This is a genomic window from uncultured Rothia sp. (assembly GCF_963555405.1).
Taxonomy (GTDB): Bacteria; Actinomycetota; Actinomycetes; order Actinomycetales; family Micrococcaceae; genus Rothia.
The window spans coordinates 51,221-66,501 of record NZ_CAUVVO010000005.1 but is presented as its reverse complement, the minus strand read 5'-3'; the positions used below and the strand labels follow the sequence as shown (position 1 = coordinate 66,501).

Genomic DNA, 15,281 nt, shown 5'->3' with positions numbered 1-15,281 from the left:
GGGGAGTGCGGGGCATACCTAAGCGGCTATATACGCTTGTCTAAAGCTTATTTATGGGTTACGGCTAGCCGACCGTCGTGCCGAACGCCAGACCCAGCAGGTAGGTCACGAACGCCGCACCGAAGCCAATCAGAATCTGACGGATACCGCGCTTGAGCGGGGACGCACCCGAGAGCAGACCCACCACACCGCCGGTGAAGCCCAGAGCCGCACCCACGAACAGCAGGGACAGCACCATCGCGAACACACCCGAGAAGCCAAAAATATAAGGCAGAATCGGAATCAGCGCACCCGAAGCAAAGAACGCAAACGACGCTGCCGCGGCACCAATATCGGTACCCAAAGCCACGTTCTCCTCACGCTCCTCATCCGCACGATGCGATAGCGACGGGTCACAGTCACAATCCAGGTAGCCGAAACGCTCCATCGCACGGTGATGCGCCGCCTCCGGATCCATGCCGCGGGCACGGTAAATGAGCTCCAGCTCGTTCGAATCCAAATCCAAATCGTGGGCAACACGCAGGGTCACCTGAGTCGGCTGGGACGCATCCAGCAGCTCACGCTGAGAACGCACCGACACGAACTCACCCGCAGCCATCGACAGCGCACCAGCCAGCAGGCCCGCAATACCCGACAGCAGAACCATCGAGCTGGACGCGCCCGAGGCGGTAATACCCATAATCAGCGCCAGGTTCGAGACCAGGCCGTCGTTAGCGCCGAAGACCGCCGCGCGGAAGTTGCCCGAGAGCTTCTCGCGGCCGCTGGTCGCCAGGGCGCGAATAATCTCCTCGTGAATCGCCTCGTCAGCCGCCATTTCCTCGGTTGCGTCGGGGTCCTCAGCGTAAGGGGAGCGGGACTCCGCGCGCTGTGCCATCGCCAGAATAAACACCGAACCGAAGTTCTTCGCCAAGAACTGCAGAAGCAGGGACTGCAGAGAGGGTCGCACGTGCACGTCAGCATGCTCACCGAGCATATCGCGCCAGTGCTGCTGGTGGCGCTTCTCCGCCTCCGCAACCTGCAGCAGAATCTCGCGGTCGGTGCCCTCGGCGCGGCGCGCCAGGTAGCGGTAGATACGCGCCTCCGACTCTTCATCAGCCAGGTAGCGGCGCCAACGCTTAATCTGCGCGGGTGTAGGGTCGGTGACCGCGCTGTGGCGGGTCGGCTGGTGCTCGCCTTGGAGCATCTCGGTCTCTTCGCTGTGCTCGTAGGGTGCGTGCGTGCTCATATCTCTCTTTCCGCTGGTGCGGGGCGCTCCGGGCAGCTCCCGGGCGCTCAATCATGCGTTCGATCTGCGTGTTCTGTGTTGACCAGTGAACCACTCTAGAGCACTCCGGACAGAAAATCTAGGACGGCCTAACCCGGTGTTAAAGTTCGCCTCAACGTACTTTGTGATGCCGAGCGGACGAGGAGTAAAAGATTGAGCGGTGCGTGGGTAGAGGTAGATTTGGCGCATAAAAAGCCGGGCGGGTGCACCCTCCGTAAAGGAGAGTGCACCCGCCCGGTTCGTGACTCTAAAATCTAGCGTCTATACGGCTTGCCGCCCGAGTGGGCAGCAGTTTAGATGCTACGACTTAGATAGTTGCGGCTTAGATGTTGCCTTCGCCGTTCTCCAGGAACGCGCGGATGAACCACTGGAACTTCTCCAGCTCAGCGGTCTGGCCAATCAGCAGATCCTCGGTGATGGGGTCGGACTCACCGGCAAAAGCAATAGCCTTGCGGTGATCCTCGATCACGCGGGTGTACACGTCGTTCAGAGCCTGCAGGTGGTCGGCAACGCGTGCGCGGCCGACGGGGTAGTCCTCGACGGTGCGCTGTGCGACCAGTGCGCCAGCCAGACCGTTGGGGGTTGCACCCAGGGTTGCCATACGCTCTGCGATAGCGTCGACGAACTCGCGAACGGTGTCGACCTGGGGGTCAATCATTTCGTGAACGGCGATGAAGCCGGGGCCGGTCACGTTCCAGTGAGCGTGCTTCAGCAGCAGGTGCAGGTCGTTCAGGTCGTGCAGACGTGCCTGGAGAACCTCAGAAATGCCCTTGCCTTCTTCGAGGGTCAGGCCGGGTGCGGTGTAGTTTGCGAATGCCATGATGGTCTCCTTCTTGATGCTGTGATGTTTTTGGTTCGGTGGGGTTTGTGTGCCCCACCGAATCGTTATTATGAGTAAATCATTTTAAGGAACCAGTGTCAAGGTTATTCTGAGTAATTCTTAATAAATTGTCATCTGCGTGTCGCGCCGCGCCCAAAAGCCCGCATAGCTCCCTATCCAGGCATGCACAAAGGGTGGGATGCGCGGTATCTCATCTCGTGCATCCCACCCTTTATTGGTGAAGCGTATTCAGTTTTCTATAGAGCTTTCAATCCGCAAACTACGCGGTTACGCCAGCGCGCGAACCGCCTCCAGAGTCAGCTCCTCATGTTTGAGGCGCACGGTGCCCAGCTCCGCCGGAACCTCCAGCTCGCCCGGCACAACAATGACACGCATGCCCGCCGCGGTTGCGCTGCGCACGCCCGAAGGGGAATCCTCAAGAGCCACGCACTGAGTCGGATCAACACCAAGACGCTCCGCCGCCAAAAGATAGGGCTGCGGGTCCGGCTTGGGGTTAGTGGTCTCATCGTTGCCAATAACCACCGAGAACGTGCCCTCGGGTGCCGCGGTCGCGGTGCGGCGAGCCACGGAGGTGGTGGCGTTCGTGACGATGGCGGCCGGAATCTGTGCATCGTGAACCTCCGAGAGGAAACGCTCAATGCCGGGAAGGAACTCGACCGGCTGCTGCGCCAGGGCCTCGCGCACCTTCGCCACCAGTCGATCGTTAATCTCCTCGTCCGGCAGGTTCACGCCGCGCTCGCGCAGACGATCCAGGGTGAACTGCATGGACAGGCCCAGGCAATCGAGGGTGTCCTGCTCGGTCCAGGTGCCGCCAAATTCTGCGGTGAGAGCAACCTTTGCGGCAGCCCATACGGGTTCAGTATCGACGAGGGTTCCGTCGTGGTCGAAGAGAATGGCGGCGGGGAAGGTGTTCGTAGTCGTCATGTCATTAAGCCTACCGGTTTATTTCTGGGGCGAGTGTAGGGCAACGTCCCCAGTCGTCACCAAAAAATCTGTGCCCGCATTCTGAGGGTTCTTGGCGATAGTGAGCAGTGCATCGGCAACGTCTTCACGGGCAATCGTGGGGATGCCCGGAGTTCGCTCGACGCTCGCCATGTCAAATACCTTCACCCCGCCCTTACCGGGCTTATCGGTCAGCCTGCCCGGATGAGCACGCGAAATATACGGCTGATATTCGGCGACCAGGGCGTCCGCCTTAACCTTGTCGGTAAAAATGCCGCGCATGATGACCTTGCAGACCAGTCGCATGGGCAGGGACGCGGTCCGTACCGTATCACCCACGCCGTAGGCGCTCAGCAGAATGCAGTGCTTCACGCCTGCGCCCGTGACCGTCTGCATGATGAGCGGCAGGCGCTCCTGCAGGAACGTGCTGTGAAGGAACTCTCGAATCGAGGCTTTCTGTCCCAGGATGCTGACCATGACGTCCTGCCCGGAGGATGCTGCGGCGAGCTGCTCGGCATCGTCCAAGGTACCGGGGGTGATGGTGAGGTTCGGGTGGGTTCCCAAAAGTATGCGCGCCTTATCGGGGTTGCGCACGTAGGCGGTGACCACGTGCCCCTCATCTAGGGCTTTTTGGGTGAAGAGGTGACCGGTGCGGCCGGTTGCGCCGAGAACCAGTATTTTCATGTGAGCTCCCAACTTGGGCTGTAGTTGTTGTGGGAGCATGCAAGCGTCCAATTCGGTCAGTATAACAATGCGGTTTCGACTGGGGGCTTTCGGTTGAGGCTTTTTCAAGTGGGGTTTTGGCTAGGGCTCAGAGCAGTGCGGGGTGAAAAACGAAAAAGTGGACAAAATTTTTTGAAAACCCCTTGCGAAACATAGTTGAGTGGAGTAGACTCAAGTTATGTAATGCGAGGGGACGTAGGATAGGCCCCTGAAAGCACGATACGAAAGGACATCATGGATATTAAGTTCACGACCAAGAGTCAAGAAGTTATCTCCGCCGCTAACACCAATGCGCAAACGGCGGGTAACCCCACTATTGAAACCGCACACATCCTCAAGGCCCTCATGGACCAGCGCGAAGGCATCGCAGTCTCCGTGCTCAAGGCCGCAGGCCTGGATGTAGATGCCATCTCAGAGGCGGCTTCCGCAGAAATCAAGAAGCTGCCCAAGGCGTCCGGCGCCTCCGTGCAGAACGCCTCTTTCAGCCGTTCCGCACTCTCCGCCCTGCAGGCTGCGCAGACCCGCGCTCAGGGCTTCGGAGACACCTACGTCTCCACCGAAATGATTCTGCTGGGCATCGCCAGCGGAACCGATAGCACTGCGACCGCCATGCACAAGCTCGGTGCTACCGCAGACCTCATCGCACAGACCATCCCCAACGTCCGAGGAGACCGCACCGTGGATACCCCCGACCCCGAAGGCACCTTCCAGGCCCTCGAGAAGTACGGCACCGACCTGACCGCCATTGCCCGTGCGGGCAAGCTTGACCCGGTCATCGGCCGTGACTCCGAGATCCGCCGCGTGGTGCAGGTGCTCTCCCGCCGCACCAAGAACAACCCCGTGCTGATTGGTGAGCCCGGCGTCGGTAAGACCGCCGTGGTTGAGGGCCTGGCACAGCGTATGGTTTCCGGCGACGTGCCCGAATCCCTGCGCGGCAAGACCCTGATTAGCCTGGACCTGGGCTCCATGGTCGCAGGTGCTAAGTACCGCGGCGAGTTCGAGGAGCGCCTGAAGGCAGTCCTCGAAGAAATCAAGAAGTCCGAGGGTCAGATTGTGACCTTCATCGACGAGATTCACACCGTTGTTGGTGCTGGTGCATCCGAGGGTTCCATGGATGCTGGCAACATGCTCAAGCCCATGCTTGCCCGTGGTGAGTTGCGCCTGATTGGTGCCACCACCCTGGATGAGTACCGCGAGAACATCGAGAAGGATCCCGCCCTGGAGCGCCGCTTCCAGCAGGTGTACGTGGGCGAGCCCAGCGTCGAGGACACCATCGGTATTCTGCGTGGCCTGAAGGAGCGTTACGAGGCACACCACAAGGTGCAGATTGCTGACTCCGCACTGGTTGCCGCAGCAACCCTGTCCAACCGCTACATTCCTTCCCGTCAGCTGCCGGACAAGGCAATTGACCTGATCGATGAGGCAGCATCCCGCCTGCGCATGGAAATTGACTCCGCCCCGGAGGAAATTGACCAGCTGCGCCGCGCCGTGGACCGCCTCACCATGGAGGAGCTGGCTCTTGCCGACGAGACCGATCCCGCATCGGTTGAGCGTCTGGAGGCCTTGCGCAAGGATATGGCGGACAAGAAGGAAGAGCTCGACGCCCTCAACGCCCGTTGGGAGGCTGAGAAGGCTAGCCTGAACCGCGTGGGTGACATCAAGACCCAGATTGATGAGCTGCGTTCCCGCGCAGAGGTTGCACAGCGCGAGGGTAACCTCGCCGAGGCATCCCGCCTGCTGTACGGTGAGATTCCGGCAAAGCAGGCTGAGCTGGAGGAAGCACAGCGCGCCGAGGACACCGCTAAGAGCGAGTCCATGGTTTCCGAAGAGGTCACTGCGGACGATATCGCCGAGGTGATTTCCTCCTGGACCGGCATTCCCGCAGGCCGCATGATGCAGGGTGAGTCTGAGAAGCTGCTCGAAATGGAGAAGCGCATCGGTGCCCGCCTCATCGGTCAGGAAGACGCAGTGGTAGCTGTCGCTGACGCTGTGCGCCGTGCTCGCGCCGGTATTTCCGACCCGAACCGCCCGATTGGTTCCTTCCTGTTCCTGGGCCCGACCGGTGTTGGTAAGACCGAGCTGGCTAAGGCACTGGCTGAGTTCCAGTTTGATGACGAGCGCGCCCTGGTGCGTATCGACATGAGCGAGTACTCCGAGAAGCACACCGTTTCTCGCCTGGTCGGTGCTCCTCCCGGATACGTCGGCCACGAAGAGGGCGGTCAGCTGACCGAGGCTGTACGCCGTCGCCCCTACTCGGTGGTCCTGCTCGACGAGGTCGAGAAGGCACACCCCGAGGTCTTCGACATCCTGTTGCAGGTGCTCGATGACGGCCGCCTGACCGACGGTCAGGGCCGCACCGTGGACTTCCGCAACGTCATCCTGATTCTGACCTCGAACCTCGGCTCGCAGTACCTGGTCAACCAGGACCTGCCCTTCGAGGAGCGCTCCGAGAAGGCTATGGAGGTTGTGCACCAGGCATTCCGCCCCGAGTTCCTCAACCGTCTGGACGACATCATCATGTTCCAGCCCCTGTCGGCTGAGAACCTGGGCCAGATTGTGGGCCTGCAGGTCAAGAGCATGGCTAAGCGCCTGGAGGACCGCCGCCTCACCCTGAACGTCACCGAGGCAGCCCTGGAGTGGCTGGGCAAGACCGGCTACGACCCGGCATTCGGTGCCCGCCCGCTGCGCCGCCTGGTTCAGCGCGAGATTGGCGACCGCCTGGCTCGCGGCATCCTCTCCGGTGCCATCCACGACGGCGACACCGTGACCGTGGATGTGAACCCGGACGTTGCCAGCGACGGCCTGTCGGTGACCTCCGAGCGTGAGCAGAAGGCTGAGGACTAAACCGGCTTGCTGGGCGGACTTAGCCTGTGGCTGAGTTTGCCAGTTCGAAACCATAAGAAATAGGCTGTGGGGTACCCTCGAAATGGGGGTGCTCCACAGCCCTTTAACGTACGAGAACAACGTACGAGAGCACAGAGCATTGAGGAGAAGAATGGACCGCTGGACTGATCAACAGAACTTCGCCGCAGCCGGTGAACAGCGCGAAGAAATCGCCTCCGTGCACCGTGCCGCGATTCGCTCCATTCAGCGAGTTGTCTCCGAGAACGCCACCCCGCACGATGAGGAGTACGCTGCCGAAGGTATCGCGCGCCTGCTCAAGGCGGGTAAGGTTCTCGTGCTCACCGGTGCCGGCGTGAGCACCGAATCCGGCATCCCCGACTACCGTGGCCCCGGCGGATCCCTGCACGATCACCGACCCATGACATACCAGGAATTCCGCTACGATGACGCCGCCCGCCAACGCTACTGGGCGCGCTCCTACGTAGGTTGGCGCCGCATGCGCCGCGCCGAACCGAACCGCGCCCACTATGCGCTCGCTGAGCTGGAGCAGTTGGGTGCTATCAGTGGCGTCATCACGCAGAACGTGGACGGCCTGCACGCCCGCGCCGGGAGTTCTAATCTGCTGGCCCTGCATGGCGACCTATCGCGCATCGTCTGCCTGGACTGCGGGCGAGATGAGGGCCGCGAGAGCTTGGATGCGCGCCTGGATGCCGCGAACCCCGGCTACCTGGACCGCTTGGAAGGCCGTGACCTGCGCGTGAACCCCGACGGTGACGTGGAACTGGACGACCGCTACATCCGCGACTTTCAGATGGTGCCCTGCTTGAATTGCGGTTCGACCCGCCTCAAGCCGGACGTGGTGTACTTTGGCGAATCCGTGCCCGCCGAGCGTAAGGCGCGCAAGGACGCCATGCTCGCCGAGTGCTCGGCGCTGCTGGTGGTCGGCTCTTCGGTGGCGGTGATGAGCAGCTACAAGATTGTGTTGGAGGCTCTGCGCGCCGGCAAACCGGTTGCCGTCATTAACGGTGGTCCGGGCCGTGCGGATGCGAAGGCGACCTACCTGTGGCGCAGCGGCGTGGGTGAGGCGCTTGAGCTCATGCTTGACGAGATTGACGACTAGGTAGCGCTGGCACGACTAGGTAGCACTGGCACCCGGCGAATTTTGTCGCGTGTGCACTGACCCGTAGCTGGCCCGTCGTTAACTGCACGAAAGTGCTATTTTGTGTTGCAAGTCATTGCAAATAGCCCCTGGACAGGCGGATACACCCAGAGCGCGGGGATAAAATGATGGGATGGACATTCGACACACTATCACTCGCTTCGGTGCCACCGCCCTGATTGGCTGCGGCCTGGTGGTCACCGCAATCCCCGCAACTTTCGCTCAGAACGGTGAAGAGTCCGTCACTCACGTCTACTCCGACAAGGCTACTTCCCACATTTCTGAGGTCTGGTACAAGGGTGAAACCCTGAAGATTGCCGGTGAAGGCTTCCTGACTCAGGACGGCACCTCCGGCTCCGTTATCGCCATTAAGCTGAACAAGGGCACCGTCAAGATTGACGGCAAGGACTACCTGGAAGTTAAGGCTGACGAGAAGGGCAACTTCTCCGTCTCCATTCCCTGGCAGGACGACCTGGAGAACCGCATCTCCGTGGACGTCTACCTGCTCTCCGGCTCCCTGAAGGACAATGACACCGCTCGCGGCGGCAAGGCTGCGACCGTGAAGATTGAGGCTCGTTCCGTTCAGGAGTCCACCCCCTCCGCTACCGCTTCGGTGAGCCCTTCGGCGACCGCGAGCGCATCGGCTTCCGTGGTGGCTACCCCCTCCGCTTCTGTTGCGCCCTCCGCTACTCCCTCGGCATCGGCTACTGCCGCTGATGAGGTTGTTGCCTCCGTGGATGCTGAGATTAAGGACCGCCCGGCAACCTCGGTGAGCCCCTCGGCTACCGCGTCGGCTTCCGCTTCTGCGGTTGCGACTCCGTCTGCTTCGGCTTCTGCTTCCGCATCGGCTTCCGCTTCGGCCACTACTGAGCAGAGCGTATCCGTTGCGAACGAGGCGAAGGATCAGCTGGGTGATTCTACCTCCGCTACCGAGCAGGTGACCGCTTCGGCTGAGAGCACTCGCTTCGCGAACTGTGCAGAGGTTGCGGCTGCTGGCCTGGCGCCCATTCACGAAAGCCACCCGGACTTCCGTAAGAAGTTCGACAATGACGGTAACGGCCTGGGCTGCGAGGTTATCAACAGCGAGGTGACGGACGGTTCCTCTTCCAATATTTCCTCGGGTTCTTCTTCCCGCAACTCCGGCGGCCTGGATAACCTGGGTGGTGGCTCCTCCTCTTCGAGCAACTACACCTCCAGCCGCGCTCAGCGCTCTTCCCTGGCGAACACCGGTGCTTCCAACGCCTTCACCATTGCTGGTCTGGGCCTGGTAGCTCTGGGTCTGGGTGTTGCTGGCGTGACCGCTGTGCGTAACCGCAAGAACTCCTAAAACTATCGTCACCGCCCGGTGCGGTGCGTGAGAGTCCCCTCTCCTGAATGCTTTTGAGCGTTTGGGCGGAGGGGATTCTTGCGTTTAACGGGGTGGTTTTTGTTGGCGTGTTGTGTCGGTAGGGTGGTGCGTGTACTTGTTAGTTTCTTCAAGGTTAGATTGAGACTTTAGGGGTGCACGGCGGTGCAAAAGGTCTCTATAGTTCAACCATGCCTTCAATAAACCTTCAAGAAAAATATGTTTTGTGAGTCAGGTCATGGGAAATTGGCGTCTTGGGAGCCGGTATCCCAAGCTTCGCTCGTTAGAATGGGGGGCATGAACATTCGAAACAACATCGCACGCATCGGTGCCACCGCCCTCATTGGCTGTGGCCTCATTGCTACTTCCGTCCCCGCAACCTTCGCTGTTGAAGGCGCGCCTCAGACCGTTCACACCTACGCAGACTCCGCGCAGTTCCTTGCCCCCGACGTATGGGTTGAGGGTCAGGACCTGAACATTGGCGGCGAGGGCTTCAAGACCGCTGACGGCACCTCCGGTTCCGTTCTGGCGCTGAAGCTGAATAAGGGTGCTGTTAAGATTAACGGCCAGGACTACCTGGAAATCCATGCTGACGCGGCTGGCAACTTCTCCGTTACCATCCCCTGGCAGGAAGAGCTGCACGGTAGCGTTTCCGTTGACATTTACCTGCTCTCCGGCTCCCTGAAGGACGGCGACGTTCCCCGCGGCGGTAAGGCAGCTACCGTGACCATTAAGGTTGCAGAGCAGCCTGCACCGGCTCCCACCGAGGACTCGACTCCCGCTCCTTCTCAGGACCCGACTCCGGAACCCACCCAGGATTCCACTCCCGAGCCGTCCAAGGACGCAACCGCTGAGCCGACCACCGAGGCTCCCAAGCCTGCTGAAGAGACCTCTGCACCTGCTGAGGAATCCTCCAAGCCTGCTGACGAGAACGCGGCTCCCCAGCCTGCAGAGAACTTCCGCTTCCAGAACTGCGCCGACGTTGAGGCTGCAGGTGAAGCACCGATCCGCAAGGGTCACCCGGACTTCCGCGAGAAGTTCGACGCTGATGGTGACGGCGTTGGCTGCGAGCAGCCCGCTGACTACGAGAACTCTAACTCTGTAGATAGCCAGAACAACGGTGGTCAGAACTCTGGCGGTCAGACCTCTATTAACAACCTCTCCGCTGGTCAGAACTCTGGTAACGCTACCGAGAGCCACCGTTTCCAGAACTGCGCCGACGTTGAGGCTGCAGGCCTGGCACCGATTAGCAAGGATCACCCGGACTTCCGCGAGAAGTTCGATGCTGACCACGACGGCATCGGTTGCGAATGGCCGGTTGACTACGAGAATGCTACTAACGCATCCTCTAAGAGCTCTTCTTCTCTGGCTAAGACCGGTGCATCCGATGCGATGACCGCTGCTGGTCTGGGTCTGATTGCTCTGGGTGCTGGTGGCGCGACCATCGTGGCAACCCGTATGCGCAAGAAGGCATAATAACGCCTAGTCGCTAAGTTTTTAGCTACTTTTATGGGCTCCCTCCATATCGGAGGGGGCCCATTTTTTTGTGCTTTTTGAAGCTGTGGGATGCTCCGTCAAGGACGCGAGAAAAGAGAAAAATTACGATTGAATAGCGCCACGATAAGGGTATTTATTAGAGACATATAACACTTATCTATAAGTTAAGGCGAGCACAGGGTAAACACAGGCTTGCACGGGAATCTAGATACTACAAAGAACGCACAGCCCGAAGCTGATGAACAGACAGCTAGAGCTAAGCGAACATCACGACACGATATCTGGAGCACCCAATGACTATTCTGACCATGGCGATTGCCGATGCCATAGCCATCGCAGCCCTCTGCACCCTCTACATGGTGCGGCACCGCAACCGCGAACTGATGATTTCCTACGCGGTCATCAACGCCGGCATCTTCACGGTCTCGGTGGCGCTGGTATCCGCCGGATCGAACGCATCCGCCATGGGCATGGGCCTCTTCGGTGTCCTGTCGATTATCCGATTGCGTTCCACCGCCCTGAGCCAGCGCGAGGTCGGCTACTACTTCGTCGCCCTCTCGGTCGGCATGATCGCAGGTGTGAACATCAGCCCGGCGTACATTGCCTTCGCCCTGATGGCTACCCTGGTCGCCCTGATTGCGGTCCTCGACTCGCGCAGCGCCCCGGTCTCTACTGAAAAGACTCAGACCGTTACCGCCGATCGTGCGATCAGCGACGAGGAAGAGCTCAAGGCATACCTGAGCGCTCGCCTGGGTTACACCGTCACCTCGGTCAGCGTTACCGAGCTGGATATGGTGAACAACCTGACCCGCGCCACCGTCACCTACCAGCCCAAGGAAACCCCCGAGGGCGGCACCCCCGCGGCAGTGGAGGCGGCTCAGCCTGTAGCCGCTCAGACGGTAGCATCGCAGGCTCCTGCGGCTTACCCGGCAGCACCTCAGGTTCCCACCGCCGAGGCGCACACCACCCTGGACACCCGGATGGTTCCGCTCCAGCGCACCCCGGTAGGCAAGTAAGACCAACCGGTATAAAAGCCTCCGATTCACTCCAACCGCACAAACATCTCCGATACCCACGACACGCCGCCCCAGCGCACAGCCCAAAACGCAGGGGCAGCACCCCAGAAGGACGAAGACCCATGACTAATGTAGCCGCAAACATCATCCCCGCAGAGTGGAAGAGCATCAGCCTGGAAGCCATGAACGAGAAGGCAGCCATGCAGACCCGTGTGGACCGCAAGTACATTGTCGACGCAGAAACCGCCGCCAAGGTACTCTCCACGCTCGACGCAGACGCCTCCGTCATGGAAATCAAGGGCCAGCGCGACTTCGCCTACGACTCGGTCTACTTCGACACCCCGCAGATGCAGAGCTACCACTCGGCAGCCTACAGCCGCGAGGACACCTTCAAGATTCGTACCCGTAGCTACCTGGACTCGGAGCTGACCTTCCTGGAGGTCAAGACCGACGGTGAGCAGGACATGACCGTCAAGAAGCGTATCCCGTACACCTTCGAGAACCGCGATCAGCTCACCGCGGAAGGCCACGAGTACATCACCGCAGCACTCGGCGATATCCTCGCAGGCCCCGTGCACAAGCTGGAGGCGGTCCTGACCACCGGCTACCGCCGTACCACGGTCTTCCTGCCGCAGAGCGAGAAGAACCCGGTCGCCTCCCGTATGACCGTAGATAACGCCCTGACCTGGACTCCTCTGTCCGAGAACATCCTCATGGCGGGCGTGAACTACCGCAACTTCCACGGCAACCTGGTCGGCACCACCTACGGCCTGCCGAACGCGGTCATCATCGAAACCAAGTCCGGCGTGGAGCCCTCCGTGGCAGACCAGCACCTCTGGGATGCGGGCATCACCCCCGCGAAGATTTCCAAGTTTGCAACCGGTATGGCGGCGCTGAACCCGCAGCTGGCAAGCAACAAGTGGGAAGAAACCCTGAAGAACTGGATGCACCTGGAACCGGTTGAGGGCACCCGCCTGAACGTGGATGACATGACCGAAGAGGATTACCAGAAGCTGCTGACCGAGCGTTCCGCAGCCGCCTAAAACGGCAATCTGGCTCAAACAGCGATCTGGCTAAAACGGCAATTTGGGATATGCGGGTAGGGTAGCGCACCTACCTTACCCGCACCCCAGCCCCTCATCTATACCCCCCGAACCAAGCACAACATCGGCTTTATTCGCCCCACACAGGCAATAACCGCTCTCACACATATTCATATTTCACATACGTCTTACCCCTGTGGCGCTGGCTCTACGCGAGTGGTCACCCAAACACAAAGGAAAACCCGTGAAAAAGAGCAATATGATTAAGAGCGCAACCTCCATTACCCTCCTGGCAGCCCTGGCGTTGACCGGCTGCTCGGCAACCTCGGCATCGAATGCCAGCGCATCGAGTGCAACCGGTACCTCCGCTTCGAGCACTTCGGACACCACCTCGAAGGTGGCAGACACCTTCTCCACCGACGTGAAGAGCGGCGCAAAGCTCGCCGAGGACACCCACTACTCCGCGAAGGACGTCACCTGGGACTCCTCCAGCGAAGTTACTATCGATCTTTCGAACCCGACCGCGACCGACGGCGTGACCGTCAGCGATGGCGTCATCACCATCACCAAGGCGGGTAACTACAAGCTCACCGGCACCTACAGCGGCCAGATCAAGGTTGAGGCGGCCGATAGCGACATGGTCCGCCTGATCCTGAACAACGCGACCATCACCAACTCCACCGGTGCGGCAATCAACGTGGTTAAGGCGGACGAGGTCGTTATCTACACCGCCTCGGGTACCACCAACACCGTCTCTGACGGCTCCTCCTACTCCGATACCGCCAGCGGCAGCCCCGACGCGGCTATCTACTCCAAGAGCGACCTGACCCTGGCGGGCGAAGGTACCCTGAAGGTTGAAGGTAAGTACGAAGAGGGTATCCACACCACTGACGGCCTGGTCATTGCCTCCGGCACCCTGGAAGTGAACGCGGCAAACACCGGCATCAAGGGTAAGGACTACGTCGATATCCTGGACGGCACCGTCACCGTGACCGCAAGCCAGGACGGTATCAAGGCAACCAATGACACCGACGGCAACCGCGGCTGGGTACGCCTGAGCGGCGGTACCGTGAACATCTCCGCAGGTGATGACGGCTTCAAGGCTGAGCGCGTGCTGGAAATCTCCGGCGGTACCCTGAACATTACCCAGGCGAACGAGGGTATTGAGGCGCAGTACATCAACATCCTGGACGGTACCGTGAACGTGACCAGCTCGGATGACGGTATCAACGCCTCGTACAGCACCACCAGCACCACCTCAACCAGCACCGAGTCGGCTTCGACTTCCACCACGCAGACCACCCAGAGCAAGCAAGCTGCACAGGGTAATGCGGCACAGGGCGGTCAGGCACCCGCAGGTGGCGGTCAGGCTCCCTCCGGCTCCATGGGTTCCGGTACCACGGGCCAGCCCCCGGCTGGTGGTGGCATGGGCGGCGGTATGGGCGGTGGCGGCGGCACCTTCGAGGTGGTCGACGCAACCATCAACATCACCGGCGGTACCGTCACCGTGAATGCGAACGGCGACGGCATCGACTCCAATGGCACGGCAACGCTCTCGGGCGGCACCCTGATCGTGAACGGTCCCTTCACCGGTGGTAACGCCTCCCTGGACACCAACGGCGACCTGCTGCTCAACGGCGCGACCGTGACCGCGGGTAACTCCGGTGACATGTTCGAGGCGCCCGCAACCTCCTCCACCAGCGGCTACGTGAAGATCAGCAACGTATCGAGCCTGAGCGCAGGCACCACCGTACAGGTTGCCGACTCCTCCGGTAACGTGGTGGCGAACTACAAGGTGACTAACTCCAGCACCGCACTGATCCTGGTCTCCAGTGCCAAGATCACCAAGGGCGAGAGCTACACCGTGTACACCACCACCGATAGCGTGGATGCCTCCAGCACCACCCTGGCTTCTAACGCCACCTCGCTCGGTTCTTTCACCGCAAGCTAGCAGCTCCTTTACTGCAAGCTAGTAGTTCCCTTGCCGCAAGCTAAGCGGTAGGAGCTGCCCCCCTAAGCTCCGTGCGGGATGTCATGACCTGCACGGTACCCTCTCCGAACCCGGTCTTGTGAGTGAGCCGGTAGGAGAGACACTCGCCCCGCATCGGATGTAGCGATACGTCCGGTGCGGGGCTACGTGTTATCTAGGGAGTTGTTATCTAGGGAATGTGGCGTCTGGGGTATAAAAGGCTACCGGTGCAAAATAAAACGGTTGTTCCGGTGCGAAGAAGTGCTTTGATACGCAAAATAGGTGCCGCTGAGCGAGACATTCAGGGCTGAAACAGGGTACTCTATAGTGTAGTAAAGACTGTTGAACGATCCGAGAGCGATGCGCCGCGCGCGCTGTTCGCCTCGGACAGGATGAAAGAGGGGGTCACGCCATGGGGCGCGGCCGTCAGAAGGCTAAAGCAACAAGGCAGGCTCGGGAGATGAAGTACTTCAGCCCCGAGACCGACTACAGCGCACTCGAGCGCGAGCTGAGCAGCGCGAAGAAAACTAAGTCCTCCGATTCGTCCCGCCGTCGCTATGACGACGAGGACGACTACTCGGCATACGCAGAAAAGTACGCGTCCTACGAGGATGAGGCATAAAGAATACGCGGATTGA

The 15,281-nt window shown here is 60.3% G+C and carries 12 protein-coding genes; 8 read left to right on the top strand and 4 right to left on the bottom strand.

The genetic code is table 11. From position 1 onward, the window contains the following. Positions 1 to 64 precede the first annotated feature (64 nt). The 4 genes from RWL87_RS04950 to RWL87_RS04935 form a co-directional block, all read right to left on the bottom strand. Complete coding sequence (locus tag RWL87_RS04950) at positions 65 to 1,225, bottom strand: VIT1/CCC1 family protein (protein WP_399534237.1); 1,161 nt, start codon at positions 1,223 to 1,225, stop codon at positions 65 to 67. 361 nt (positions 1,226 to 1,586) lie between these two features. Next, a complete protein-coding gene (gene dps, locus RWL87_RS04945) occupies positions 1,587 to 2,084 on the bottom strand; it encodes a DNA starvation/stationary phase protection protein Dps (RefSeq protein ID WP_313969107.1) in 498 nt (165 codons plus the stop codon). 288 nt (positions 2,085 to 2,372) lie between these two features. Then, entirely contained in the window at positions 2,373 to 3,029 is a 657-nt protein-coding gene (locus RWL87_RS04940; protein ID WP_313969106.1) for an HAD family phosphatase, read from the bottom strand. An 18-nt stretch (positions 3,030 to 3,047) separates the two neighbouring features. Beyond that, on the bottom strand, positions 3,048 to 3,731 hold the full coding sequence (locus RWL87_RS04935) for an NAD(P)-binding oxidoreductase (protein ID WP_313969105.1): 684 nt from the start codon (positions 3,729 to 3,731) through the stop codon (positions 3,048 to 3,050). A 273-nt stretch (positions 3,732 to 4,004) separates the two neighbouring features. On the opposite strand from RWL87_RS04935, the gene clpB reads away from it, so the two are divergent. The 8 genes from clpB to RWL87_RS04895 all read left to right on the top strand — a co-directional run bounded on the left by clpB (position 4,005) and on the right by RWL87_RS04895 (position 15,265). Beyond that, positions 4,005 to 6,614: an ATP-dependent chaperone ClpB gene (gene clpB, locus RWL87_RS04930; RefSeq protein WP_313969104.1), complete on the top strand. Its 2,610-nt coding sequence runs from the start codon at positions 4,005 to 4,007 to the stop codon at positions 6,612 to 6,614. 151 nt (positions 6,615 to 6,765) lie between these two features. Beyond that, positions 6,766 to 7,734 carry a Sir2 family NAD-dependent protein deacetylase gene (locus RWL87_RS04925; protein ID WP_313969103.1) on the top strand — a complete coding sequence of 323 codons (969 nt, stop codon included), beginning with the start codon at positions 6,766 to 6,768 and terminating at the stop codon, positions 7,732 to 7,734. Between the two features lie 172 nt (positions 7,735 to 7,906). Further along, positions 7,907 to 9,100, top strand: coding sequence for an excalibur calcium-binding domain-containing protein (locus tag RWL87_RS04920; RefSeq protein WP_313969102.1), 1,194 nt, complete (start codon positions 7,907 to 7,909; stop codon positions 9,098 to 9,100). Between the two features lie 315 nt (positions 9,101 to 9,415). Next, positions 9,416 to 10,594: an excalibur calcium-binding domain-containing protein gene (locus RWL87_RS04915; protein ID WP_313969101.1), complete on the top strand. Its 1,179-nt coding sequence runs from the start codon at positions 9,416 to 9,418 to the stop codon at positions 10,592 to 10,594. A gap of 314 nt (positions 10,595 to 10,908) precedes the next feature. Then, a complete protein-coding gene (locus RWL87_RS04910; protein ID WP_313969100.1) occupies positions 10,909 to 11,631 on the top strand; it encodes a DUF4956 domain-containing protein in 723 nt (240 codons plus the stop codon). A 122-nt stretch (positions 11,632 to 11,753) separates the two neighbouring features. Beyond that, positions 11,754 to 12,674, top strand: a complete 921-nt coding sequence (locus RWL87_RS04905) for a polyphosphate polymerase domain-containing protein (protein WP_070832022.1) — start codon at positions 11,754 to 11,756, stop codon at positions 12,672 to 12,674. Positions 12,675 to 12,918: 244 nt separating this feature from the next. Next, complete coding sequence (locus tag RWL87_RS04900; protein WP_313969099.1) at positions 12,919 to 14,625, top strand: carbohydrate-binding domain-containing protein; 1,707 nt, start codon at positions 12,919 to 12,921, stop codon at positions 14,623 to 14,625. Between the two features lie 430 nt (positions 14,626 to 15,055). After that, entirely contained in the window at positions 15,056 to 15,265 is a 210-nt protein-coding gene (locus RWL87_RS04895; protein WP_005504588.1) for a DUF3073 domain-containing protein, read from the top strand. The last annotated feature ends 16 nt before the right edge of the window (positions 15,266 to 15,281 follow it).